This is a genomic window from Bacillus sp. FSL H8-0545, from assembly GCF_038006105.1.
GTDB classification, from domain to species: Bacteria; Bacillota; Bacilli; order Bacillales; family Bacillaceae_G; genus Bacillus_A; species Bacillus_A cereus_U.
The window spans coordinates 2128280-2154188 of sequence record NZ_JBBOUO010000001.1 but is presented as its reverse complement, the minus strand read 5'-3'; the positions used below and the strand labels follow the sequence as shown (position 1 = coordinate 2154188).

Genomic DNA, 25909 nt, shown 5'->3' with positions numbered 1-25909 from the left:
ATATAAATAAAAGAGATGTCTTTGTGCCTTTTACCAATTTCTCCTCATATTACTTATTGGTATTACCAGCACTTGCTATTTCCCACCATTTGTTGTAAGATAGTAATTAAGGTCAATTTAACATTATACTTTCTTTGCATATTATCAAGTATCAATCAGGAATGTTTTGTACTCCTTATGGATTTTTGATAATATGTGAACTTTTATTTTCAATCGAATAAGGCCGATCATATTGTAATCTTTTTAAATTTTAGGAGGCATTACCATGACATTAACAGGTAAAGTAAAATGGTTTAACAGCGAAAAAGGTTTCGGTTTCATCGAAGTTGCAGACGGTAGCGACGTGTTCGTTCACTTCTCAGCTATCACTGGCGACGGCTTCAAATCTCTTGACGAAGGTCAAGAAGTTAGCTTCGAAGTTGAAGACGGTAACCGTGGACCTCAAGCTAAAAACGTTGTAAAGCTATAATTCAATCAATAAAAAGGTTGTTACCAGCTCGGTTAACAACCTTTTTAATATATAACTAAAAATTTTTACATAAAAGGAGTGGTTACATGTATCGCAATCGAAAGAACGATGTAGCAGAAGTACCACCAGAACAAACCCCTGTTTGGGAATGTGAATCAGAGGATTGTTTAGGATGGATGAGAAAGAACTTTTCATTTGAAGAAGAGCCTAAATGCCCTTTATGTAAAAGTAGTATGAAAAGTGGAGAACGTTTATTACCTAAAATAGGTTAATTTTTACAAGCCCCTCTTATTTTAAATAAGAGGGGCTTTTTTATTAATAATGAATATCCTCTACATCTGTTCGTACAATAGAATACATTAATGCATCGTGTTGTTTATTTCCTTGATGAATGTATCCGCGTAACAGCCCTTCTTGTTGAAAACCTAATTTAGATAACATATTACACGAAGTTATATTTTCAGGATATGTAATAGCTCCAATTCTAAATAAACCTAAATCTCGAAATCCATACGTAATAATTTCTCGAGCAGCTTCAAAAGCATAACCATTCCCCCAATAACGAGGATGCAAATCATATCCAATCTCTGAGCGTTTACTCCAAAGTTGTAAATTATTTAATCCAATTGTTCCTACTAAAGTATTTGTGTCTTTTAATACAATCCCCCAACGCATTGCCTTTTTCTCAAAGTAATTTTTCGAAAAAGATTCAATCATACGTGAAGCTTGTCCAAACTCAGTAAAAGAATTCATACCGTAATAACACGTTACCTCATCCAATGAGAATATTTCATATATTTTTTGACAATAAGATTGTTCTATTTCAACTAAGCGCAAGCGTTCCGTTTCTAATATAGGAAATGCCATAACCATAGGATCACTCCTTTCTCTCTACTAATTTATTATAGCAGAAAAAGTATTTATAATTAGGAAAGTCCTCAATGTCCCACAAATCAAACATTTCTAGCGACGCTTTTCCTCATTTTCACTTACTAATGAAGCAAATGCACCCGTTCCAATTCCAATATCAATAATCTTTTGCCTCTTATTTAATTGAATCATTTCTTTCGCTTCAAGAGTACTTGAGACTCCCACGACTAAAGTCGCAAGCCCGAATCCTTACGGAATTACGGGTGGGATTCTTGAATGACTAAGCGTTCGCAGTCCATTTCTGTTTTGAACAGCCTTCAAGATGAGGGCATCTCATTGCCCCTCCTAAACCAGACCATATAGGTGCTTAGGCTGATTGACTGTTACCATCAATCACAGTTGCGTAGCGAATATTCATCGCCCCAACGATATCACGGTGTGTCTCAAACCCACATTGACACTTGTACTTTCTGTCTTGTGCCCTGTTCTTTTCAGCGCATTTCGGACAGCTTTGACTTGTATAAGCTGGATTCACATATTCAACCTGAATATCAGCTAATATCGCTTTATATTCAATAAATTTTGACAAACGATAGAATGACCAAGTGTGTAGGTTTTTTTCGTTTTTACGGCTTGTTCTTGCCGTCTGTCTTATATTCGTTAATTGTTCTAATCGAATGACAGAAATATGATTTGCAATCGCAAAATTAATGATTTCACGACTTATTTTATGATCTTTATCTTGCATCCATCTTTGTTCTTTATCATCCAATCGCCGAATCGCATTCACTTTTTTGGCTTTTCCTAATTTCTTACGAATACACCGAAACTTACGCTTCTTACATTTGTTTTGCCTACCATTTCCAAAAAAACGAATCTTATCATCATCTGTGATTGCTACCGCGGGGACCTTGAGACCTAAGTCTACTCCTAAAATTTTCGTTCCTACCCTTTCATTTGTAGGAAGCGTGACAGATATTTGGGCCATCCACTTATTCGATTTCATTGTGATGCGAAGTGTACCTAATTTATGTTTTAACAGATTCAGATTGCGATTGTTTTTATCGCTTAATAAAGCTCGGATTTTTACACGAGTCGATTTTCCATTTCTCTTAAACGGGATTGAAATATGAGTAGAGTCAAATGAATAATTCTGATTGTTCCATACACAAACAGGTCTCTTTAGAATCGGAATGATTTTATAATGGCTTTTCTTTACTTTTGTAGCAAACAAACTTTTTGCGTCTTTAATCGCTTGATTCTTCACCGCACTTGGGATATTTGCTTCAATATCTTTTGTGCTTTTTTTCGTACTTTTCTTTGCTTTAACCATTTCCGATACAAGTGTATTTATAACTTTGATATATTCGTGACTACTTTGTTCTAATAAACGGATTTGTTCTTTTGTTGGAATCAATTTCACTTTCACTGTTAGGGTCTGTGACATACGTTTCATCCCCTTGTTTTTTGATTTTCAACATCATTCATTTAATACATTTCTGCAATAGAAACAAAATGAGAACGTGTCCATAAACTTTGCAACTGCATGAGACGAGAAGATTTTTCTCTCAAACACTTTGAACCGTTCTTCTATAATCATTTATTCTCGTTACAATATATCTTTTATTCTCAGAAAATCACAACAAAAAGACCTAGAGAAACTACCTATACTTTGGATACTTAAAGTACCACGAACCTTGCGATTTTTAGTGGTACTCCGTATCCAACCTCACTTTCATCCCATGCCTAAAGGCAATGGGCTTTCTCGTTCGGAAAGGGCTGTAACAATTACACCCCTCCTGTTACTCTTTTCTCATCTTCACTTAAAAATATATTTTATTCTTTTCATTTCTATCACTCCGCTCGTACTAAGCTATTTTATAATTTCGATACCATATCCTCCTTTCCCTTCTAAAACGACAACCTAATTCATACATTCATGTTAAAATATAGAAAATAAGTTTTTTATTATGGAGGTGTAAAATTCCTATGTATATTTTCATCGGCTTATCCCTCTTGCTCATTTTACTCATTTTTTTATTCGCAAAAAAATTCACACCAAACTCATTCATGATGACTAGTTTTAAAGGAAATAGCTTTACGACATTTTCAGTTGGTATATTAATCGCTGCCACACTCTCTCTTTCATACGGAATGTATCACGCTGCAACATATCAACCTAGATATTTAGATATTAAATTACAAAATCAAAATTTTACTGTTTTCGGTAATGTTGGTGAGTTTGGTTATTTCTCAGAAGAATTACTAAAAAAAGATACAGAAGTTGAACTGTATTTTGTCTCTTGGGAAACAATACAATTAAATAATCCAGAAATAATAGTAGACTACCCTTCAGGCAAACAGAAAACATGGAAGCCTAATATAACAATAATACCTACAAATAAATTACAAGAAGAACATAATATTAAAGAACTTTATCAACTCTCACCGTATTCCTTTGAAGAATCTGGAAAAATAATATTAACTATTAAAGAAAATAAAACATCTCATAAAAAGATTGCAATTAATGTGAAATAATTACAAATAAAATGTCCCTCCAACATAATGGAGGGACATTTTATTTACATATGTATTTAATATTATTATTTTGACTGTTCATTCAATGTCGCAATTATTTCATTGGCAGTATTCTTTCCGTTTCCAATACAAGCACCAATTCCTACACCGTAATATGAAGCTCCAGCTAAGTATACATTAGGATAAAGAGCGGCCAATTTTTCTTGTAATGATTGAACAGCTTGATTATGTTCTAAATGATATTTCGGCATTAAATCTTTCCAATTTGTAACTTCAATTACTTCTGGTTCACCTTGAATTCCAAGACTCTTTTCAATATCATATAAAGCTACTCGTACTAATTCCTCTTCACTATAACTTTTGATCGTTTCATATACTGGATTAGTACTCTTATAAAACATTCTTACTAATAACTTTTGTTTACCCGATGTATGTTTCCACTTCCTGCTTGTCCATGTGCAAGCATCACAATGTAAATCACTGTTTTCCGTTACGATAAAACCTGTGCCGTCAGCCGGTAGTTGTTCATCTAGTATGTCAAAACCTAAGTAAATACTAATAAGAGATGAGTTTTTAAACTTATTAAACTGCTCATTTAACTCATTAGACTGTAATAAAGCTTGTGCGATATCATGTGGAGCTGCTAAAACGACATAGTCAGCTTGTATTGTCTCATGATTTGCAAAAGAAACCTCATACCGATCCCCTTTTTTACTTATCGATGTTGTTACAGCACCTTTTTTAATTACAGTCTCCGCCAGCACTTCTTCTAAGCGATTAATAATCGTAGATAGTCCACTTTTAAATGATACAAATTTTTTATTTCCTGCTGATTGAAATTGTTTTTTATTCTCTTCAAAACCTTTAATAATACTTCCGTATTTATTTTTATACTCAAGTAAATATGGTAACGTAGATGCCATTGTAAGCTCATTCAATTTACCGGAATATACACCTGAAAGCACAGGCGCAATTTGTCTTTCCACTAACTCTTTCCCTAAAAAGCTTTCTAAAAATACAGCAAGTGATGTATCCTTTGTAAACTCTTTATTTTTCGTAATAAAATCTTTTAAAGCAACGATTTTCCCTTTTTTTGAGACTAGCGTACTGCTAAATAATGATTCAACACTCATAGGAATCCCAAATATAGTGTCAGCAGGAATTGGTTGTAATATATTATCAGAGTATATGTAAGAAATGCCTGTTTCGTTATATACCATTTCATTTTCTAAATTTAAATCTTTTACAAGCGGCAAAACATGTTCATTACGAGCTACGATAGAATCCGCTCCAGATTCCATAATAAAATCATCTTCTTCCACACTGTGGATTTTACCACCTAAATACTCTTCTTTCTCAATAAGGATTAAATTTAAATCTATATTATAATCCTTCTTTAATTTTTCTAAGTAAAACATAGTAGAAAGTCCAGTAATACCTCCACCGATGACAACGACTGTTTTCATATTTGCTGCGCTCCTAACCGATACATTTAATAAATCCTATTATATTATACCCAAAATTCCTCATATTCGACTAGCAGCTTGCGCATTCTGTAAGAAATTAGACAATATATATGAATAAAAAAGAACTATAACATATTCAACTCACGTCATAGTTCTTTCTATTTTAAAAACATAAACCAGTTTATTAATTTGTCAATTTCTTGGCTGAGTGCTATTACTTTTTCATGTTGAAGTCCATAATTTGAGACTAGATTCAATAATTCTTCTTTTTTCAATTCAATTATTTTTTCTAACTTTACTAACTCCATGTCGTCTTTATTCGCTCCAATTTTAAAATATATGTACTTTAGTATAGCCTACTTACATAATAAGTAAAAGTCTCATACTAATGTAAAATCTTACATATTTGAAAAAATAATATATTACTAACAAAAAAAGAGACTTAAACTAAGTCCCTTATTACAGATCATTATAATTTTCTACCATATTTATTATGTAACACGTCCTTACAATCAGCCCACTTTGGAATCGTATCACTTTCCCAATTTGTAAATTCTAATTCATTCGCTATCTTTCTTGCTATTTTCATGGCTTGTAAATGGCTTCCATTACTACGATACTCTTTCATACATTCCTTATTCTCCCAAACCGTTAACGTCCAAAACGTATGCCATCCTTCTTTTGCAAATGAAGAATGTATTAAGCCATTCGCTTTATTCGCCTGTAATCCAGCTCTCGTTGTATATATAAAAAAGAACGGTAACATCCTTTTTCCTTTTAGACGCATTCTAGTAACAGAAATAAACATATTCTACATCCTCTCACGTAAAATATTATAAGTTATTACAAAAAACTTTCGTATTTTTATAAATATGTTACTTAAGCTTATGAATACGTGCCAATTACTATTAGTTAGAGACTTTTACTCATTAATATACAACAGAATTTCTCAAATGTTTTATCTTTATATTCTGGAACCCTTGTTAAGTGATCAAAATAACTATATGAAAATTTAAATATGTGCCCAAAATCCCAATTAAATTCACTGTAGTCTTTAAGCCAGAATGCATTATCTAGCGGAAGTGTATCAACTTGTTTTGCTTTTGTGAGCGGTAAACGATCTACAGGAGAATTCAATATTATTTGGGCATTCGGCATTAAATTGCGACTTTTTCTAAGTACATAAACTAGCTTTAATAGTGGTTTTATTCCTCGTTGAAATAATTCTATATGCCCTAAGTCATATAATACATTAATCGCATGTGAAAAGGTAAGCATATGGCCAATTAAATCGTGATGTGATTCCGCCTTATATATAACATGAAATTTTGATAACTCATTTAAAATAAATTTTGATAATTGCTTTGGGTTTTTAATTTCACTTTGAATCTCATCATTACTTATACTTAATTGCTTTACTTCTTTAGTTGTAAAACCAATCCAAGACCTACCGGGAATTGTTTTTTGAAACGATAATATAAGGTTTGCTATATTATTAATATCTTGCTCACTCCCCCAATGACTTAACTCCTTAATGGCTAGTAAACTTAAAGAAACGTAAATTACATTATGACCAACCCAATGGAGTTCATCAATCGTTTGTTCCAAAGATTTGATTATCGTTTCTTCAGCACTTTGATAATTGACACCTTGTTTATTATCAATTGTTTCGCCTAACCTTTGCTTATGGAGCATCATTTTCGCTTGAGAATAAATGTTACAGGCAGTTTTTTCATCAATGTTATTGTTTTTAGTAAAAAAATAACTAGCAATTGCAGCTGCTCCAAAATGTGCATGCCAAATATCATTTGTTTCTTTTTTACACTGAGATATAATTGAAAGCCCATCTTTTAATACATTTATATTTTCCATCTCTATTATCCCCTCTAAATCCTAATAAAAATGGCTTTTTAGCATCTACAAAGTTGCCAAAAAGCCAGGTAAAAACTCTCGAAACATTTCTACCTTAGCTTAAGGAAGGTGTTAACACAAATAAGATATGATTCATCTCATCACTCTTATTCAAAAATCTATGCTTCACGTTCGGTGGAATACGGACAACATCTCCTTCTTCTAAAAAATATTCATTCCCTTCCAATTCCACATACACTTCCCCTTTCATTACAACTGCAATTTCTTCCTTATCTTCGTGGGAATAGTGACTTTCTGTTGTATTTGCATATCCATTTAAATCCATCATTAACATTTCAATACGAGCTTTCATAAAATCTGGTGTTAATACATCATAAACAATATGATCATTATTTTCTCGATATACTTTTTTCCGATCTTTCTTCTTAGAAATAAGCGAGTCTGTATCAATATCATTAATAAAAAGAGTAAATAGCGGTACATTTAATGCTTTCGCTATTAATTCCAATACATTTAAAGAAGGATTGGCATGTCCTCTTTCAATTTGACTAATAAGTGAAGTACTGATTCCTGCATAATCAGCAAATTCACGAATTGTCATATTATTTTTCTTACGATAACTTAAAACAGTTTGACCTAGTCGATAATGAATCATTTTTAAAACTTCCTTTCGTCCATCATAATACATCTTTCATCCCTTTTGTGCTGACATACTAAACAGTGGCAATTAATCCTTCCTTATTTCAGCTTAGGCTTATATACTAACTTTTGTACATTATATTATATACAGTTCATTATAATAAACAACAAAACGGAGGGACAAACTTTGAAATCACCTATTCTTTCATATTTCATCTTATTTTTCGGCGTGTTCGCCTTATCAACTTCAGCAATCTTCGTAAAAATAGCAGATGCCCCTGCAGCAATCACTGCTTTTTATCGATTATTGTTTGCTACGGTAATTCTTTTACCGTTTCTAATATTTAATACAAACAATCGAAGCGAACTTCGCTCATTATCAAAAAAGCAATGGGGATTTGGACTCTTATCTGGATTATTTCTAGCAGCTCATTATGTCCTATGGTTTGAATCATTACAGTATACTTCTGTAGCAAGTTCTACAGTTATCGTAACGTTGCAACCTTTATTTTCAATGGTCGGTGGTTATTTTTTATTTAAGGAACGGTTTACGAAAGGTGCGATTATAGGCTGCCTTATTGCAATTTCAGGAAGTATCGTGATTGGGTGGCAGGATTTTCAAATTAGTGGAGAAGCTTTATACGGCGATATTTTAGCTTTTATTGCTGCTGGCGTCATAACAGCTTACTTTTTCATTAGTCAACATGTTCGTAAAGACCTATCCCTAATACCGTACTCGGTAATTAGTTATGGCAGTAGTTCACTCTTTCTCGGTATATTTGCTTACACACAGCAGTCACCTTTCTTCAATTACACTGCACAAACATGGTGGTCCTTTATAGGTCTGGCATTCATTGCAACGATTTTAGGACAAACAATTTTCAATTGGTTATTAAAATGGATGAGCGCTACTGTTATCTCGATGAGTATTTTAGGAGAAACAATTGGAACTTGTATGCTAGCCTATTTCATTTTAGATGAAACAATTTCTTTACAGCAAGGAATAGGAATTCTACTTATTTTCATTGGATTAGCATCATTTTTATTACAACCGAAACAATCAAATCACAATTTATAAAGTGAAACTTTAATCAGTGGGGGTTTTGTTCATCCCCCGCTGATTATTAGCCTTCACCAATCTGGCGTTTACGGGCGGGCAGTTTATCTCCCACCTAACTTCTTTGCTCCAGCCGAATTTTGAGGTGGGAGTTTTACTGCCCACAAATAGCGGGATAAACAAGAAAAGCATGACATTAGTTTGTCATGCTTTTCTTGTTTATTTATTATTGCGGAGATTGTTCCACTTGCTTTTGCTTTAGCCTTTGCTCCAATACATGAATCATGAAGAGGAAATGCTCTGCCTCTCTTGTAACATGATCAGCAAGCAATGGATTAATAACACTTCGAATTTGGCATGTTTGAATTAACTCTAATCCTGCTTTTTTGAAATTCCTTAACTCAACAGTGGCGTTTTCACTATCTTTATTCATTTTCCCTATAATTGGATATGTCGGTTCTTTTTGATATAACATTGATTCAACATCTCTAGCTTGGTTAAGCAGAATTTCGAAATCATCACCGAATTTCAACGCTGTATGAACAAGATTTCTTTCCGATTGATCCAGTAATGATCCAATAAAACGTGAGTGTTCCATCATAATACGCAGCCAGAAAACATTCTCACTAATAATCGCATCTTGAATAGGATCCATTTTCCCTTCGTTAAACTTTTGAAGTGTCCGCATAAAATATTCTGCTTCTCGTGCAACATGATCCACTAAAAGTGGGAAATTAAACCCTTTCACTTTACAATTGATGATTAAAATAAGTAAATTTCTTTTATAATTACGAAAAGCATACACTAACTGAATGCTTTCTTCATTTAATTGCCTTACCGCTTGAACAGTTTGTGGAATAGTAAATGCTTTTTGCAGCTGCCTATCAAACTGATTATAAAATTGTTCTACCTGCTGAATTAAATTTTTATCGTTACGGTTAAATCCCTCACCAAGAAACAAAGCATGCTCTTTCATAATACGTAACCAAAATCTATTTTCAGTTATAGATCGTTCAATAAATAATTGTTCTGTTAATGATTCAGGTGGAGCTGCTTTCAATTCCGGTGGCAACAGCATAGCCCGCTGTGGGTCCATAATAAAATGTCCAGGAATAGGTTGGTCTGTCGACATTACAATCACTCCTTGTTCCTTGAATGCGCAATTATGCTATGTATGAAAATAAATAAAATTTAAATATACTTATGCGATGGTTTTTTCAAGGTTTTTGAATTTTCCACATATGCATTCCCCTTGCACATAGAAATAGATTCTATTAAGTCATATGCTTTCCGGATCAAGATGATTCCTAATGCTTCACCCGTTAAAACATCCGTTAAATAAAAATTGCTCTTTATTTTTAACAAACTAAAAAAGCATGGCGTCCTTTTGCCATACTTTTTTCAAAACAAATCGATATTTCCGTTCAATTTACACCTCTATTTATTATGTACAATCAAACCATTTGGTCTAAAACGACTCATCATGATTTCGTTAACAAATTTCCCATGAGCCTTCAAATTCCCAACCTTTACACCCTCTTCGGTAAATCCAAATTTTTCATATAATACTTTGGCTCTAGGATTCGTTTCTAATACACCAAGCTCCACTCGCTCTAACATTAGCCAATTATCAGCTAAATCAAGCATTTTTGTAAGAAGTGCTTTTCCAATTCCCTTATTGTGATATTCACTATCTACTCCGATGAATAAATCACCCGAGTGAGATCTTCGTCCTGGACTTTGGGTTAAACCGACAAATCCAACAACTTCTCCATCATATTCTGCTACAAATTCAAATTGATTCTGTGCTAAATTTCGAATTCTATTCTCCATTGCATCTACACGCATACTAGGTAGGAAAACCATATATGGTAAAACATCATCTTGAATGCATATACGATGAATTGCTCTAGCATCCTGTGTTTCTACTGCTCTAACGTTAATCCCCATCTTTCTCCCCTCCATTCAATTATCATATTCTAATATCCAATATTAAAATCCTGCCTACCCTTATTTCTTTGTGTTATTTTTATATAATTATTTCGATATAATATTCATTTTTTGAACATCATCTCTTATATTCTCTCGTTCAAAATAAAAAAAACACTTAGAAGATACTAAGTGTTTTTTTGTTTAATTTTTCACCCGATTATACAACTCAAGCAGTTCTTCTACTGGAATACCGTTTATTTTCATACCAGTTATATTACAATTTTCTATCTCAACGTTTTTAAGATTACTGTTACTTATTGTACATCCTTCCAAATCACATCTATCAAATAAAATAGGTTCCTTTTCCGCTCCAAGATTTGTATTCTTGAATTGAACTCCACCTAAAGTCACCAAATTAAATTTACTGCCCGAAAGATTTAAATCTGCATATGAGGAGTTCCTTAAATTTATATTTTTAAACTTTGATTGACTTAAATTACAATTACTCATATTAATATTCATTACATTGCTATAAACAAATGAGCTATCTTTTAAATTCACTTGATAATACTCTGAATTTGCCAAATTACAGTTTTCATATCGCCCAGTTTTCATATCATTATTATTAACTAAGTTCTCTTCGCTTGAAGCTGTCTTTATTCTCTTCACATAACAATATTCATCTTCCGTTTCAAAAATCGTTTCAAAGCCCATTTTTTTATAAAAATGATGATTATTAATTTGTCTGCTAGACGTCTCAAGATCCCAAATTCTTACGCTTGGAAACTCTTCTTCTATAAAATCAATAACCTGTGCTCCAATTCCTATTCCTTGATGTTTAGGTTCTACAAATATACGATCAATTCTACCGTAAGACTTACCAGAAATCGTAACTATAATTCCACCGACAATTTCTTCGTCCATTATCACTTTAAAATAATCCAATTCTTCGATCGAATACATAGTCATCTCAATTGAAGAATATCCTGGTGGTTGAATGTTATAATCTATTACACCCTCTTGGCCACATAGCCATTGTTTTGCTTCTTCATCGAATGTTCTTTTCATTATTTCTGTCAACTTTTCAGTATCTAAGATTGTAGCTTTTTCAATAAATATCATAGCCATTTTGAATCCCCCTTAATATCATCTAGAAATAATTATAAAATAAAGAACATTAAAATAAAATATTTAATATCTATTAATTGATTTAATAAAATTAGATCTGCATAACATAAAAGCTCTAAATCGTGAGCATTAATAAAAGGCCACGATTTAGAGCTTTTGTATATTTTATGATGTTTCTTCGTTATGCACCTTCCGTACCATAGTCTTCAATGGTTAGCTTAACATTATATTTAATTGGCGCCTTACTAAACACTTTATCCCAATCCTTTTCAACTTTCTTCCATACTTTTGGATACTCGATTTTCAAACTAGTATTAAAGCCAGCAACATCAGTTTTATATTCCTTTTGAATTTTTTGTAATGTATGCTTCACTAATCGCTTCACTTCTTGCTCCGCTGCTTGCTCCACTCTTTTGAGAAATGCGTTTTTAAAAGCTCCCTCGGATTCCGCCCAACTTTCAGATAATCGCCCCACAGACTGAACATTTACATCAAAAGAAATTTTATCTCCTTTTACATGGGGCGTAATTTTACTTTTCATAGTTTTCACTTCATACATAACTAATTTTCCCGTCTTTTTATCATAACTTTTCACCAAGCCACTTTTCCCTTTTGCAGTTATCCACATTAGTCCTTCTAATTCATTCTCGTTCAAAAAACCACGGAGTTTTTTTGTACTCCCTTTCATAACAGCTGCACCTACATATTTCACTTCTCCGTTTATAGAAATCACATTCGGTAAAAGAAAACTCGCACCAGATTTCACCTTTCCTGGTAGTTTAGCTAGTGGCATCGGCGGTAAAATTCGTGAGGATCTATATTGATTATCCTCGATTTCAATCAAGCGAAATGCTGGAATTTCCCCAGATTCTTTCGATTTTAACACATCACTAGCTAGCCCTTTACTAACCATAATAAAACAACTAGGTCTCATCTCATTATCACGAACATAGATGTCCAATAACTGCGTTAAATTATATGTTCGGGCGATACTTTCACTAACAACTATTACTTTCGTATGATGAAAAATGATAGGCCGTTGCCTTCTTAATGCAACTTCACGTATTGATTGATGAAGAGAATCACTTGTTTCTGCAACATTCATATAAGCTTTTTGTTGTGATACTCCACCTTTTCCTCCGTCTGATGATGATTGTGCTTTAACAAATTGATAGGTGGTTGTTATTAAATTCTTCTTTTTATATCCACCGCCCTTTTCTTCAATTTCTTTCTCAATCTTTGTTTCTTTTCCTTTATCTATTGCTAAACCTACAGCGAAACCTAACTCCTCAATTTCATGGCTACTCCAGCATCCTGTAAGTAATAAGAGAAAAACAATTGACGTTATCCCTATAAAAATTTTTCTGCTTTTAATACTTTGGTTCATGCCTGTTTTTCCTCCCCTTCGCTATCATAAGGAGAAGAAACGGGAGAATACCAAATAATATTATCGCTGCGTTACTAATCAAATTTCCAAATTCAAATAACTCATTTATATTTTTTGGAATTGCAGCAATGATATATATGACTGGGAGTAATCCATACAAGAAGGAATGAATGTTTTTATTAAAAAGTTGTGCTAACCCTAAAGCAGCTGCATAATAACAGATTGTATATGTTGCAAAGATTTGCATAATCCATATCACTAATAGTAAAGATTCGAACCGTTCAAAAATTAAACCTTGAATTTCAAAACTTCTCATAAGGTCAATTGTAGGCCATGTTCTCAACAATACACCATCGATAGAAAACGCTCCTATAACCATTACTACTGTAATAACATAAAAAAATAAAGGAATCGTAGTGCCAATTATAACAACTTTTACTGCTTGAGACGGTTTCTTCATAAATGCTAAAAGTAACAACATAATTTCAGCACCCGAATATGCCGTAGTTGTTGTTTTTAGGCCTTTTAATGCCGGAACAATCCCTAATCCTAATACAGGACGAAGATTATCGAGTTCAAATATTCCTATACTCATAAAAGATGTCACTAAAAAAATAAAAACTGTAATTGGAAAAATAATTTCAAATAAGCGTGCTATCGCATTTATTCCGCCTAGATTTAAATACAGACTTATCCACATGAATGGTATAAGAATAGCCCAGTCAGGCGTACCTTCTAATAGAAAGAAACTTGTTATACCTTCCAACGTTCTAAGTTCAAAGGAAGAAAGTGTTAAAAAGTAACCGATAATCAACAAACTAATTAACACTCCAAGCCATTTCCCTACAAGTTCTTGGCTATATTGATAAAATGTTTTTTCAGGAAATTGTTGACTTAACTTCACGATAATTATGCCTGCAACTATCGCAATTAGTCCTCCTAAAATAACCGTTATCCAAACATCAGGAGTTTGCACTTTCTCAGCTGCTGTTCTAGGTAAAGTGAGGATTCCGACAGCAAGTATATAATTGATAAGAATCACAGCTGCTTGTGAAGTGGGAATTTTGTCCTTTGAGTTCATAATCATTCCTCTTCACTTCCTTTCCGTACATAGTCTTTTAAATTCAACATTTTTGGACGTCGCTTCATCATCTGAATTGGCATACGAACAATAAAATCCTTCCAATCGGTAAATTGATATAAGACAGCCGGGCTAGCATAAGGTACACCAAAACTTTTAAGCCTTGAAATATGACTGCATATAAATAAGAAAAATAGAATAACTCCATATAATCCGAATATAGCAGCGAAAAACATAGCTACAAAGCGAAGAATACGTAATGGAATTGCTGTACTATAATGAGAAAGTGCAAAAGAAGAAATAGCTGTGGCCGCCACAACAATTACCATTATTGGACTCACAATTCCAGCTGATACAGCTGATTGCCCAATGATTAATCCTCCTACAATTCCCATCGCTGAACCAATAGGCTTAGGTAGTCGTAGCCCTGCTTCTCGTAAAATTTCAATTGCAATTTCCATAAATAATCCTTCTATAATTGCAGGAAACGGGACGCCTTCTCGCCCTCCTATAATTGAAATGGCTAACTTAGTTGGAATCAATCCAGGATGGAATGAAATAAATGAAATGTACAGAGCGGGAGCAAATAGAGAAATAATAGCCGTTCCAAAGCGCAATAACCGAATCAGCGTACCTGGTATCCAGCGTTCATAATAATCTTCGGGTGATTGCATCATCATACTAAATGTAACCGGAACAATTAATACAAAAGGTGTTCCATCTAATAAAATTGCAACCCTTCCTTCCATTAATGCAGCGATAACTTTATCAGGACGTTCCGTACTCTGTACTTGCGGGAAAGGACTAAGATAATTATCTTCAATAAGTTGTTCTATATAACCTGATTCTGGCACATTATCAATATTAATTTTCTCAATTCTCTTCTTAACTTCTTCTACTAATTCTGGATCAGCAATCTCTTTCATAAAGGCAACAACCAAGTCTTTCTTAGCCCGTTCTCCTACATGAAATTTCACTAATGATAATCCTTCATTTTCACCGTGTAACCGTAACAAAGCAGTATTGTCCGATAAAACTTCTGTGAAACCTACCCGTGGACCCCTAACCGATCCCTCTGATATTGGCTCTTCAATATTACGTGTTTTTCCTTTTTTTGTATTAAGTATTAATACATCTGATAATCCATCAATTAATAATGCCGTTGAACCCATTAACACCTTTGACATCATTTTTTGCACAGATTGTACTTCTTCCACTCCACTAATAGGAAGAACTCGGTTTTTAATAAACTCTTTTGAAACACTATCTTTCATATTAGATGATTCATCTTTATACTCATCAGGAAAATTACACATTAATGATTTCAAAATGTGCATATCAATAAGATCTTTATCTGACAGCCCTTCTACAAAAACAAGAACTGCGCGGATGCTAGTCCCGCCGATATTAAACTCTCGACAATAAACGTCCGAATTATCAAGAGCCTCTTTTTTTATTACCTCTAAATCTAAGTTGAAATCACCTGTAAAGTGGTTTTCAGAAACTTTTGTCGCGTTATTCTCATATGTATTTCCCTGTTCTTGGCTTTGATTAACTATTGAATCCTGCGCTTTCACCTTCATCACTCTTTCTCCAAAAAAGCTTCTTATACCACTCTTCTTTACATATCAATATTTGTTTTCACTTGAATATAGTTTGTTATATTATTCTTTTTCTAATGTGCGAATCCAACTAAAAAATCTTGAAATTATATATGGAATGAATAGTACGATAAAGGCTTGTATAAAAACTTTCCACTCAGGTACATACGAAACAATCTTGTCCCACATTTTTATCATCCTATAACAATGCATAATTTTAGAAATTCCTCACTCAATTGGAATTTCTTATGAATTATTATGTCTGATAAGAAAAATTTTAATGCACTTAAAACTTCATCATACATTTCATCTATTTTTTTCGTTGCATATTCAAAATGATCATTCTATATCAGACCAACAAAAAAGAAGGTGGCCTAAAAATCAGTTTTACTGACTTTATCGGCAACCTTCTTTTATAAAGTATCTTCTTTTTGTAATTGCTTTTCTTCTTTCCAAAGTTTTCCTGGCCAAAAAGCGAAACGTCCTAATACAACTGTAATTGCTGGTACTAATAATGGTCTCACAATAAACGTATCTAGTAATACGCCGATTGCAGTCACAATACCAAATTGAACAAGAACTTGGATTGGCAACGTACCTAATACTACGAAAGTTCCTGCTAAAATTAAACCAGCTGATGTAATTACACTTCCTGTTTGTATAACACCATTTTTTACTGCATCTACATGATTTTGTTTCTTTCTATTTTTCCATATTTCTGAGACCATAAAGATATTATAGTCTTCTCCTAAGGCAACTAAAAATACGAATGCATATAATGGGATCGCGCCTTGTATTGCGGGAGCTCCCATACCAAAGTGAAGTACTATCCATCCTGCTCCTAGCGCTGAGAAGAATGATAAAACGACAGTTACAATTAAATAAATCATCGCGACGATAGAACGTAAGTAAACAAGCAATAATAAAGCGATAATACTAATCATCACAGGAATAATAACCGCTTCATCACGTTCTGTTATTTGTTTTGTATCATATAAGGAAGCTGTTTCCCCGCCAATCCACAATTGATTTTCTGCATTACTAATCCCTGTGTCTTTTAATACTTTTTTTACACTATTTTTCAATTCAGGGATTTGATCTAATGCTTCAATTGAGTATGGGTTTTCCACTAAAGAAACTTCATACATTTGCAATTGATTATTTTCTTTTCCCTTCATTGGTTCTTTCACTTTATTAACAAAGGATAATTTCTCTATTTCTTGTTTAATAGGTAAATCTTTTCCTTTTGAATCAACTACAATCTTTACTGGTGCTAATTCTCCAGCTGAAAAATGATCCGTTATTAATGTAAATCCTTCACGTGATGGCATATCTTTCGGGAATGATTCTAATAAATCGTACGTGTATTGAATACGTGGTACAAATGAAGCCAATCCTCCTAATAAAAATACAGTTAGCATAATAATTGTCCACGGTTTACGTACAACAATATCACCAATCTTTTTACTAAAGGCCCCCTTTGTAGTTTTTACTTTTAAAACTTTCTTTTTCGCAAACTCTTCATTCATTGCAGTTGTTCTCGGTATGAATGGGAAGAATGCAACTCTACCAAAAATTAATAATAATGCTGAAAGAATTGTTAATGCAGCGATTCCCATTATGAAAACAGCAACACTAAATGGTACTGCAAATCGATGAAAGGCTCCATAATGTGCAAGCAATAATGTTCCTAATCCTAATACTACAGTTAGTGCACTCATTATAATTGCACCACCTGAAGCTTTTATCGCAAGTTGCAGTGCCTTATATTTACTTTCTTCTTCTAACAGATACTCCCTATATCTTGAAATTAAAAATAAACAGTAATCCGTTCCTGCTCCAAACAGTAAAACAGTCATAATCGATATAGCCTGTGCATCTACTTTAATCCATCCATGATCGGCCAAAAAACCAAGTGTAGGACTTGTAATACCGTACGCAAATCCAACGACAATTAAAGGTAAAATTGCTAAAATTGGTGAACGGTACAGTAAAATTAATAAAACTAATACGAGAAGTACAGTAGCAACTAATAATTTCACATCAGCTTGACTGAATAAACTTACCGCATCCGTTTGAATACCTACAGGTCCAGATAATCGAACATGTAAACCAGAATCGGTAATTTTTTGTTTGAATGGATCTTCATCCACTTTACTATTCACTATTTTTCGTAACTCTTCTAAATTACTTTTTAATATATCCGTTCCAGCAGATTTATTAAAAAATATTGGTGTGACAAATGATGTACCATCTTTTGATGCACTTTTTGATAATACTTGTTCAGGAATTGTATCAAATGGTGGTAACAATGATTGTTCTTTTAAAGGACTGGCCTTTAATTCTTTATAAACGTCTTGTATGAGTTTATAATCCTTTGACTGTAATCCACCATCTCGATGCCATACAACTAACAACGGATTTCCTGCATTATTAGGAAATTCTTTTTTCATAAGTGCTTCAGCTTGCTGTGACATAGCTGTTTCAGGTAAATTTTTCGGATTCGGTTCTTTCATACTGTTTACTTGTGGCAACGTAAATGAAAGTACCAATGTAATAAGAATCCAAACCGATAAAGTTATCCATTGCGTATTCTTCCCTGCTACAAGCTTCCCTAACATATTTAACGGGTGCTTTTTCATAAAAACCCACCTTCCTTTTCCCCACCAATATTAATTATATATACTGGTCGGTTAATTAATCAAGAATGATTAAAAAATTATGTTATAATTATCTCAATCATAAATGTCAGGAGCGAATGTATTTGGATCAAAAACAACGTCCTCTCGGAAGGCCTCGTCAAAATAAAAATACAAAATCTACAAAAGCAATCATTTTAGAAGTTGCAACTAGGTTATTTCTCACTCAAAATTATCAAGTTGTTTCGATGGATGAGGTCGCGAAAGAATGTGGTGTTACAAAAGCAACCGTCTACTATTACTATTCAACAAAAGCGGATTTATTTACCGCTACTATGATTCAAATGATGGTACGAATAAGAGAAAATATGGATCAAATCCTCTCTACAAATAAGACTTTGGAAGAAAGATTATTGGACTTTGCTAAAGTATACTTACACGCAACGATGGATATTGATATGAAGAACTTTATGAAAGATGCAAAACTATCCTTATCTGAAGAGCAATTGAAGGAATTAAAAAATGCCGAGGATAACATGTATGACGTATTGGAAAAAGCACTCGATAATGCGACGGCCCTTGGAGAAATACCTAAAGGAGATCCTAAATTTGCTGCCCATGCTTTCGTAGCTTTATTATCAATCGGGAATTTTAAAGATGAGAATCACAATCCTACTCTTGCAAATATAGATGAATTAGCAAAACAAATCGTTTCGTTTTATTGGAATGGGTTAAGTCATTAAAATTAAATTGATTATATTTAATAAAGAGCACGTTTGAAATCCCTTCAAACATGCTCTTTATTAATTTAAGGGTTTTATTTATATACTAGCAATTAGATTATACTTTAGCACCGATTAACAAAAAATTCTTATCTACAGCTTTTGAATTTGTGCATTTATATTCCCCTTACTTAATCCACCATGGTAACAAACTACCGAATCAATTTCTAGATTTAAATACTTCTTCAAAGAATTTTGCGCTTCTTTTATATCCAAAGTAGTTGGGGCATGAATTCCCCCTAAAATTCCGTTTACGCTATACATTGAATCCCCAGCGATAAGAGTTTTACTTTGTCTCAAATATAAACTAATATGACCAGGAGTGTGCCCTGGGGTATGAATAATAAGAATACCACCGCAATATGGAAGTTCTTGGCCGTCAACCAAAGTATCATCCACTTTTCCTTTCGGAGGATTCTGTACTTGTGCATCCTTCAACAAAGGTAACTCCCCCTCGATATATGGCTTATCTAGATCGTGAGCATAGACTTTTATATTACTTCCACAGTTTTGTAATAGTTCAGGAAGACTACCTATATGATCTATATCTTGATGCGTCAAAATCACGGCTTTTAGTTTATCAAACGATACTCCAACCTTACCCATTTCTACTCGTATATCTTCAATTTGTCCAGGAAATCCAGTATCTATTAAAACTGCCATTTCATCATCCCATAAAAGAATTGGGTGAATAATATACTCTTGAAATTCAAGATGTAACATCTCTACTCCCTTAGCAATCTCCATGACTTTTGTCTCCTTTATTATTAGGTTTTTAAAATCTAAAAATAGATTTGAATACATAAAAAACTTAATAAATAAAACCCTGCTATCGTATAATATGCTTCGTCATACCAATCGAAAATTCCTCAAATCCAATTGATTCATAGTAATGTTTTAAATCTTCAACGCACATAAGTTGTGGAATAACTCGTTTTTGTTCGCAGTGCCGGATTAATCGTTCCACTATTTCTTTTCCAATGCCTTTGGACTGATATTCCGGTAATACACACACTCCGCAAATAATGCCCGTAATTACACCATCTGATATAATCCGTCCCATCCCTACTAACTTTTGGTCATCAAAAACATAAATTGCATACCAACTTTGTTTACACATTTTCTCTAACTCATTAACCGATAAGTTAAGAGAATTCCACCCTAAAGATTCATACATAGTTAATAATTCATTGAAATCTTTAGGGGGTTCAATTGTGTACTTTAAAATAGTTTTCATGTAAATACTCCCTATCATCCTTTTTGTTTTTATTCCAAAAAAATTTTGACCGTCGTCAAACTGACTCGAACAATACTTCAATAAGAAAAAAGGAAACTCCTTCTCTTTAAAAACATAAGGAACTTAATAAGATTGGTACCATACATATTTCTCTATTTAATATTTGTTTAGTATATCAACTAATGGTGAGTATAAAATATATACATTTCAACCATCACCAAATACTGAATCTAAATTACAATTATAAGAAAAAGAAGGTATCTCATCTTTGCAGTGACCCCTGTCAAGTAGACAGTATTTAAAAAGCGCAACTAAGCAACCTGAGTTCTATATTTATATGGACTCAGGTTATTTAATTTCTTTTGAAATCTTTGATGGTTATAAAAGTGCATATATTTACGCACGGCAAGTTTGACCTCATTCGCTTTATGGAAGGAGTGTAAATGAAAACACTCTGCCTTAAAGTGACTGAAGAAGTTTTCCATACAAGCATTATCCCAACAGTTGCCTCTTCGAGACATACTTGCCTTCATCTGATATTTTTTAAGTAATTGATTATATTGACGAGATGTATACTGGGACCCTTGATCACTATGTAAGAGGATTCCCTTCACATTTCGTTTTTTCTTTGCCTTTTTCAGTGTATCTAACACAAGTTTTAAGTCGTTTCTACGACTGGTTTCATAGGCAACAATTTCATTATTGTATAAATCCTTAATAGCGGATAAGTACAAGCGCTGTCCATTGAAAATCAAATAGGTAATATCGGTTACCCATTTCTCATTCGGTTTTGAAGCTTGAAACTCCCTATTTAGATGGTTCTCTGAAATCACATAAGCTTCTTTTTTTCCGTAATAAGGTCGTTTTTTCCTAATTACGGCTTTGATACCTAGTTCACTCATCAATCTTTGGATGCGCTTATGATTCAAATGAAGGTTATATGTGGCTTTCAGCCACACTTGTATTCTTCTATATCCATAAATTCCTCTTAATTTTTTATGACACGCCAATATCTTTTTCTTAATTTCGATATCCTCTGATTGTTTTTTTGAAGGCGTCGTATGCCGTTTTATCCAGTTGTAGTACCCACTTCTGGTTACACCAGCAATATCGCATAGAATGGTCACTGTATAACCTGTTTTTGTCATTTCATGGATGACTTCGAATTTTTTCGTTTTGGATACGACTTTCATTCCTCCTTTTACATCCCTAAGAGCTTTTTTAACATTTCATTTTCCGCTTCTAATCGTCTGATCTTAGCTTCTGGATCTTCGGGTCTAATCCTTGGTCTACCTAAACCTGGTCCTTTTGCTTTACCGCGTTTTTCTTCTAGTCCTTTGATTCCTTCAGCTTCAAAGTGTTTCATCCAACGACTTACAACCGAGTGATGAATACCTAATTCTTTCGCAATGGTTTTATAGCTCATGCCTTCTTTTAAGTATAAATCTATAGCTTTTTTCTTAAATTCTACATCGTAAGTGACTCTAATTTTCCCCATAAAAAAATCCCCTCCATAGTAAACAGGTTAATGTGCTTTCTTTTTCCTGTCTACTATAAGGGGATCATATCACTTTGTGAGATACCTTCTTTTATATCAATCTATCATTATATTATCAACCGAAAATCATACAGCTACATACGAGAAGAACAAACAAAACTAATAAACTATTTGAGAAATAACCCATAGAATACTACCCCTTTATTTCATTATGTAAAAGATTTTACCATAAAATTATTAATAGTATAATGACTGAAAAAGACATTGGCTTCATTAGTTTTTTATGTATAAAGTAATATTTTATAATTTTTTCATTCTCCTCTCATAAAAATACTTTAACTTTTCCTCTACTGTATTTCTCACGACTTAAATAACATCGTATTAGTAAATAAATAATTACTAATATCAATATAATTATTTGATTTTAAGTGAAAATAGTAATAAAATAATTACTAAATTGATAAAGGACACGAAAAATAATGACTAATAAAGAATTAACAAACGAATACATGAATTTATTATTAAATATGTCAGGTACTTTTAAATTATTATCAGAGAAATCCACTGAATTTACACATTTAGAGCAACACATAGTTGAGTATATTGCCCAGCAAAAGGTCGCTGTAAATTTAAAAATGATTGCTAATTATTTAAACATACCTAAACAACAATTAAGTGTAACCGTTCGTAATTTAGAGCAAAACGGATACATTATAAAAAAACAAGATACAGTAGATAAACGAGCTGTTTTAATTTCCTTAACAGATAAAGCTGAAAAAGCACATTATGAAAGATGGAAACAAATTTATAATAATTTCACTAGTAATCTTGAAAAACTCAATGAAGAAGATCAACATGATTTAACTTACGGACTGTATAAAACAAATAAAATGCTATCAAAAATGCTAAATAACGACTAATCATATATATATAATATTTTTTATTATTAAACGGAGGACGTTTCATGGTTAAAGAAATAGATTTACAATCAGTTCAAGGTACTATGCTTATTCCACTATGGGGACGAGCATATGGTAGTGAGAAAAACAAGGATATTTTAGATGATACGGAAGCTATTCGGATTATTAAAGAATGCGACTTTGATTTCTCTAAAATAGCAGATACATTTGGCGAATACGGATGTATCACTTACATTACCCGTGCACGAAAAATTGATGATACTATAAAACAATTTATTACAAAGAATCCGAATGCTACTATAGTAAATATCGGTTCTGGACTAGACACTACTTTTTCAAGAATTGATAACGGTACTATACAGTGGTATAACCTTGATTTGCCTGATGCGATCGCTTTCCGCAAAACATTAATTGAAGATACACCACGAAATATAAATATTGCCAAATCATTCTTTGACACTTCTTGGTTCAACGATATAAAATATGATCCAAAAGACGGTATTCTTTTTATATCAGCAGGTGTGTTTTATTACTTTAAAGAAGAAGAACTGAAGGAGATAATTGTCGCTATGGCAAAACGTTTTCCTAGAGGAGAGTTATATTTTGATGCTGAATCAAAGTTCGCACTGACGCTTTCGAATGCTACTGTAAAAAAATCTGGTAATAACGGCGCTATGATGTATTTTTACGTAAATAATCCAAAGACAATAGAAAAATGGTCTTCTAACATAAAAATATTAAGCTGCTCCCCTTTCTTTAAACATATACCTACAAATAAAAATTGGGATGGAAGTACACGAATTATGATGCGGATTGTAAATTTAATAAAGATGTTGAAGTTCGTTCATATACGGTTTGAAAAATGATTAATCTATAGCTTATATATTATATCGTATACAAAAAAGACCTCGATTTTATTAAATTCATATAATAATAGGATAGTTAGTCCATTATGAGGGCTAATTATCCTTTTTTATTTACATAATGAATGAAATAAACGAAGATTAAATATTTAGTTTAATCAGTATGATGTGGATATATAATTTGAAACATTTTTTTGGTTTTGGGAGGAGGACAAAGCCCCGATGCGAAGGCAGCACTCCGCTTTCGAGGACATTAAATAAACAATCCTAATTTGATTAGAAGTAGCCTTAAAGATAAACAAAGGACGGAAGAGTGTTTTAATGAGAGTTCACGAAATACCCATTGTTAATAGAAAGGCTTACCTTTTACTGAATTCGGAAGGAGGACATGCTTCAGTTATAGTTTGTCACTATTTGGGTTATAAATCAGTCATTTTATCTTTATCTGGATTTCCCCCAAAACTAATGGGCTGTTCTCCTTTTCAATAGTTTCGAGTTAGGTCCGGGATTTCTAAAGGTCGCGTACGTTCCAAACAATCTCACCACGCTCGTCCCACGTACTGTGATGCCTCTCAAATCCTATCTTTTCTAACACCCGGAAAGACGCAACATTCCAAGCGCCTACAGTCGACCAAAGTCTGCGGCGCCCGGTAGCAATCGCAGCGTCCAGCACAACGGATGCTGCCTCAGTCGCATAGCCTTTACGATGAGCACTGCGGAACAACTCGTATGCGATCTCCGGCTCTTCCAGTGTGGAACGACCGATAATCAAGCCACAGTATCCGATGAAATCACCTTCGTCTCGTCGGCGAATAGTGAGAAGGGAAATACCATTTTCACTTGCTTTCTTACGCATCTCGATAAGCTTGCTACGAACGGCGTCAAGGGTTGGCATATCCACACCACGTTCGCCAATTAATGCTCTCATCCAGGCTGAATCAGATTCCTCCCACATACTCAAATCCAGTCGTTCAGTTTTCAGCTGGAACTCCATAGCTTTAAATAAAGTTGTCATAGTGGAAACCTCCTAGTTATGTCACTGCACTCATAATAGCTTCGCACCTCATCACCACATCAGGTTGGAAACCCGGCTGATTCGCGAATCTATTTTCCAGCTCTCGCGAGAATTTATAGCAACAGTGTACAAAAAATTAGTGTTATTTTATGAATAGGTAATTACCCTACAAAATAGAACTTTTTATCAAACTTTTTTCAAAACTAACTATAATATAAAGGCAAAAACATATTATACATATCAAATAGGTCCTTGCCTTTACTTTTATTGACTTCAACAACTATAACCTAAATATAATTCGGACGAGGTCTTTTTTACTTATCTTTCAACTAAGCTAATTGCTAACTCACGTTTGTATCGAATAGATGTGAAACCTTCACCTACAGGTAGTCCATAAGCTGGTCTTTCATCTTGGTATTTAAATCCAACTGCTTCATAAAATGGAATCCCCATAGCATTATCTTTTGCAACTGAAACCCATTGTTCTTTTGCACCACGTTCAATTTGATCATTTGTAATTATAGAAAGTAATTCTGTACCAATGCCTTCTCTTTTTCTATTTGGATTTAAATATATTACAAATAACTCTGCTGTTTCTTTGCCAGTGAACCCACCTCCACCAGCTCCGAGTATTTCTCCATTATTACTTGCAACAAACCAGCCATTCCACTCTTGGCTAATATTTAACATTTCCCTTCTCACTCTTTCTTCATTGTAAAACTCCTTGATCGTACTTTCTATGTATTGCCAGGGCAACAAACCTGGGTATGTATTTCTATAACCGTCTGAACACACTTTAATAATCCCTTGTATATCTTCTACTCTTGCTTTTCTGTATTCAATCATATTGCATCCTCCCCAATTATAAATAATCCACAACTTATATAATTCAATATCCCTATAATTAATCCTCTC

General features: G+C 33.3%; 28 protein-coding genes. 7 read left to right on the top strand and 21 right to left on the bottom strand.

Annotation, left to right across the window (positions count from 1 at the left end):
* The first annotated feature begins 265 nt into the window (after positions 1 to 265).
* Positions 266 to 469, top strand: a complete 204-nt coding sequence (gene cspD, locus MHI07_RS11300) for a cold-shock protein CspD (RefSeq protein WP_002012849.1) — start codon at positions 266 to 268, stop codon at positions 467 to 469.
* 86 nt (positions 470 to 555) lie between these two features.
* A complete protein-coding gene (locus MHI07_RS11295; RefSeq protein ID WP_000286202.1) occupies positions 556 to 741 on the top strand; it encodes a cold-shock protein in 186 nt (61 codons plus the stop codon).
* Positions 742 to 784: 43 nt separating this feature from the next.
* Here the strand turns inward: MHI07_RS11295 and MHI07_RS11290 are convergent, their stop codons facing one another.
* The 3 genes from MHI07_RS11290 to MHI07_RS11280 all read right to left on the bottom strand — a co-directional run bounded on the left by MHI07_RS11290 (position 785) and on the right by MHI07_RS11280 (position 2786).
* A complete protein-coding gene (locus MHI07_RS11290; protein ID WP_340826896.1) occupies positions 785 to 1336 on the bottom strand; it encodes a GNAT family N-acetyltransferase in 552 nt (183 codons plus the stop codon).
* Positions 1337 to 1432: 96 nt separating this feature from the next.
* Positions 1433 to 1564: a hypothetical protein gene (locus MHI07_RS11285; protein WP_265340942.1), complete on the bottom strand. Its 132-nt coding sequence runs from the start codon at positions 1562 to 1564 to the stop codon at positions 1433 to 1435.
* 142 nt (positions 1565 to 1706) lie between these two features.
* Positions 1707 to 2786, bottom strand: coding sequence for an RNA-guided endonuclease InsQ/TnpB family protein (locus tag MHI07_RS11280; RefSeq protein ID WP_340823749.1), 1080 nt, complete (start codon positions 2784 to 2786; stop codon positions 1707 to 1709).
* A gap of 542 nt (positions 2787 to 3328) precedes the next feature.
* On the opposite strand from MHI07_RS11280, the gene MHI07_RS11275 reads away from it, so the two are divergent.
* Positions 3329 to 3877, top strand: a complete 549-nt coding sequence (locus tag MHI07_RS11275) for a hypothetical protein (protein ID WP_002157857.1) — start codon at positions 3329 to 3331, stop codon at positions 3875 to 3877.
* A gap of 65 nt (positions 3878 to 3942) precedes the next feature.
* On the opposite strand, the gene MHI07_RS11270 is transcribed toward MHI07_RS11275, so the two are convergent.
* From MHI07_RS11270 to MHI07_RS11250, 5 genes are all read right to left on the bottom strand, one after another.
* Positions 3943 to 5343 carry a protoporphyrinogen oxidase gene (locus MHI07_RS11270; protein ID WP_340823746.1) on the bottom strand — a complete coding sequence of 467 codons (1401 nt, stop codon included), beginning with the start codon at positions 5341 to 5343 and terminating at the stop codon, positions 3943 to 3945.
* Between the two features lie 158 nt (positions 5344 to 5501).
* Positions 5502 to 5651, bottom strand: coding sequence for an aspartyl-phosphate phosphatase Spo0E family protein (locus tag MHI07_RS11265; RefSeq protein ID WP_002012842.1), 150 nt, complete (start codon positions 5649 to 5651; stop codon positions 5502 to 5504).
* A 161-nt stretch (positions 5652 to 5812) separates the two neighbouring features.
* Positions 5813 to 6151, bottom strand: coding sequence for a hypothetical protein (locus MHI07_RS11260; protein ID WP_002109886.1), 339 nt, complete (start codon positions 6149 to 6151; stop codon positions 5813 to 5815).
* Between the two features lie 104 nt (positions 6152 to 6255).
* Complete coding sequence (locus tag MHI07_RS11255) at positions 6256 to 7215, bottom strand: hypothetical protein (protein WP_340823743.1); 960 nt, start codon at positions 7213 to 7215, stop codon at positions 6256 to 6258.
* Between the two features lie 94 nt (positions 7216 to 7309).
* On the bottom strand, positions 7310 to 7903 hold the full coding sequence (locus tag MHI07_RS11250) for an XRE family transcriptional regulator (protein WP_080013718.1): 594 nt from the start codon (positions 7901 to 7903) through the stop codon (positions 7310 to 7312).
* 138 nt (positions 7904 to 8041) lie between these two features.
* Between MHI07_RS11250 and MHI07_RS11245 the strand changes: the two genes are divergently transcribed.
* On the top strand, positions 8042 to 8932 hold the full coding sequence (locus MHI07_RS11245; protein ID WP_340823736.1) for a DMT family transporter: 891 nt from the start codon (positions 8042 to 8044) through the stop codon (positions 8930 to 8932).
* Positions 8933 to 9137: 205 nt separating this feature from the next.
* On the opposite strand, the gene MHI07_RS11240 is transcribed toward MHI07_RS11245, so the two are convergent.
* The 7 genes from MHI07_RS11240 to MHI07_RS11210 form a co-directional block, all read right to left on the bottom strand.
* Positions 9138 to 10043, bottom strand: coding sequence for a DUF2935 domain-containing protein (locus MHI07_RS11240; protein ID WP_002109881.1), 906 nt, complete (start codon positions 10041 to 10043; stop codon positions 9138 to 9140).
* 305 nt (positions 10044 to 10348) lie between these two features.
* A complete protein-coding gene (locus tag MHI07_RS11235) occupies positions 10349 to 10861 on the bottom strand; it encodes a GNAT family N-acetyltransferase (RefSeq protein ID WP_340823731.1) in 513 nt (170 codons plus the stop codon).
* A 183-nt stretch (positions 10862 to 11044) separates the two neighbouring features.
* Complete coding sequence (locus MHI07_RS11230; RefSeq protein WP_340823729.1) at positions 11045 to 11971, bottom strand: GNAT family N-acetyltransferase; 927 nt, start codon at positions 11969 to 11971, stop codon at positions 11045 to 11047.
* A 181-nt stretch (positions 11972 to 12152) separates the two neighbouring features.
* Positions 12153 to 13358 carry a Ger(x)C family spore germination protein gene (locus tag MHI07_RS11225; protein WP_340823727.1) on the bottom strand — a complete coding sequence of 402 codons (1206 nt, stop codon included), beginning with the start codon at positions 13356 to 13358 and terminating at the stop codon, positions 12153 to 12155.
* On the bottom strand, positions 13342 to 14445 hold the full coding sequence (locus MHI07_RS11220; RefSeq protein WP_033713972.1) for a spore germination protein: 1104 nt from the start codon (positions 14443 to 14445) through the stop codon (positions 13342 to 13344). The genes MHI07_RS11225 and MHI07_RS11220 overlap by 17 nt, the downstream gene beginning before the upstream one ends.
* Complete coding sequence (locus MHI07_RS11215; RefSeq protein ID WP_340823724.1) at positions 14442 to 16022, bottom strand: spore germination protein; 1581 nt, start codon at positions 16020 to 16022, stop codon at positions 14442 to 14444. The genes MHI07_RS11220 and MHI07_RS11215 overlap by 4 nt, the downstream gene beginning before the upstream one ends.
* Positions 16023 to 16453: 431 nt before the next feature.
* Positions 16454 to 18682: an MMPL family transporter gene (locus tag MHI07_RS11210; RefSeq protein WP_340823722.1), complete on the bottom strand. Its 2229-nt coding sequence runs from the start codon at positions 18680 to 18682 to the stop codon at positions 16454 to 16456.
* A 122-nt stretch (positions 18683 to 18804) separates the two neighbouring features.
* Here MHI07_RS11210 and MHI07_RS11205 point away from each other — a divergent pair, with 122 nt between their 5' ends.
* Positions 18805 to 19422, top strand: a complete 618-nt coding sequence (locus MHI07_RS11205) for a TetR/AcrR family transcriptional regulator (protein WP_340823721.1) — start codon at positions 18805 to 18807, stop codon at positions 19420 to 19422.
* Between the two features lie 132 nt (positions 19423 to 19554).
* Here the strand turns inward: MHI07_RS11205 and MHI07_RS11200 are convergent, their stop codons facing one another.
* The 4 genes from MHI07_RS11200 to MHI07_RS11185 all read right to left on the bottom strand — a co-directional run bounded on the left by MHI07_RS11200 (position 19555) and on the right by MHI07_RS11185 (position 22196).
* A complete protein-coding gene (locus MHI07_RS11200) occupies positions 19555 to 20208 on the bottom strand; it encodes an MBL fold metallo-hydrolase (RefSeq protein WP_215598371.1) in 654 nt (217 codons plus the stop codon).
* Between the two features lie 82 nt (positions 20209 to 20290).
* On the bottom strand, positions 20291 to 20698 hold the full coding sequence (locus MHI07_RS11195) for a GNAT family N-acetyltransferase (RefSeq protein ID WP_002157875.1): 408 nt from the start codon (positions 20696 to 20698) through the stop codon (positions 20291 to 20293).
* A gap of 311 nt (positions 20699 to 21009) precedes the next feature.
* On the bottom strand, positions 21010 to 21891 hold the full coding sequence (locus tag MHI07_RS11190) for an IS3 family transposase (protein WP_215582334.1): 882 nt from the start codon (positions 21889 to 21891) through the stop codon (positions 21010 to 21012).
* An 8-nt stretch (positions 21892 to 21899) separates the two neighbouring features.
* Positions 21900 to 22196 (bottom strand): transposase, encoded by a 297-nt coding sequence (locus MHI07_RS11185; RefSeq protein ID WP_215578889.1) that lies wholly within the window; start codon positions 22194 to 22196, stop codon positions 21900 to 21902.
* 479 nt (positions 22197 to 22675) lie between these two features.
* Here MHI07_RS11185 and MHI07_RS11180 point away from each other — a divergent pair, with 479 nt between their 5' ends.
* Both MHI07_RS11180 and MHI07_RS11175 read left to right on the top strand, forming a co-directional pair.
* Positions 22676 to 23116: a MarR family winged helix-turn-helix transcriptional regulator gene (locus MHI07_RS11180; RefSeq protein ID WP_088078528.1), complete on the top strand. Its 441-nt coding sequence runs from the start codon at positions 22676 to 22678 to the stop codon at positions 23114 to 23116.
* A 44-nt stretch (positions 23117 to 23160) separates the two neighbouring features.
* On the top strand, positions 23161 to 23982 hold the full coding sequence (locus MHI07_RS11175; protein WP_340823712.1) for a class I SAM-dependent methyltransferase: 822 nt from the start codon (positions 23161 to 23163) through the stop codon (positions 23980 to 23982).
* 508 nt (positions 23983 to 24490) lie between these two features.
* On the opposite strand, the gene MHI07_RS11170 is transcribed toward MHI07_RS11175, so the two are convergent.
* Together MHI07_RS11170 and MHI07_RS11165 are read right to left on the bottom strand one after the other, a co-directional pair.
* Positions 24491 to 24994 carry a GNAT family N-acetyltransferase gene (locus tag MHI07_RS11170; protein WP_340823710.1) on the bottom strand — a complete coding sequence of 168 codons (504 nt, stop codon included), beginning with the start codon at positions 24992 to 24994 and terminating at the stop codon, positions 24491 to 24493.
* Between the two features lie 318 nt (positions 24995 to 25312).
* On the bottom strand, positions 25313 to 25840 hold the full coding sequence (locus MHI07_RS11165) for a GNAT family N-acetyltransferase (protein WP_340823708.1): 528 nt from the start codon (positions 25838 to 25840) through the stop codon (positions 25313 to 25315).
* Positions 25841 to 25909: the final 69 nt, after the last annotated feature.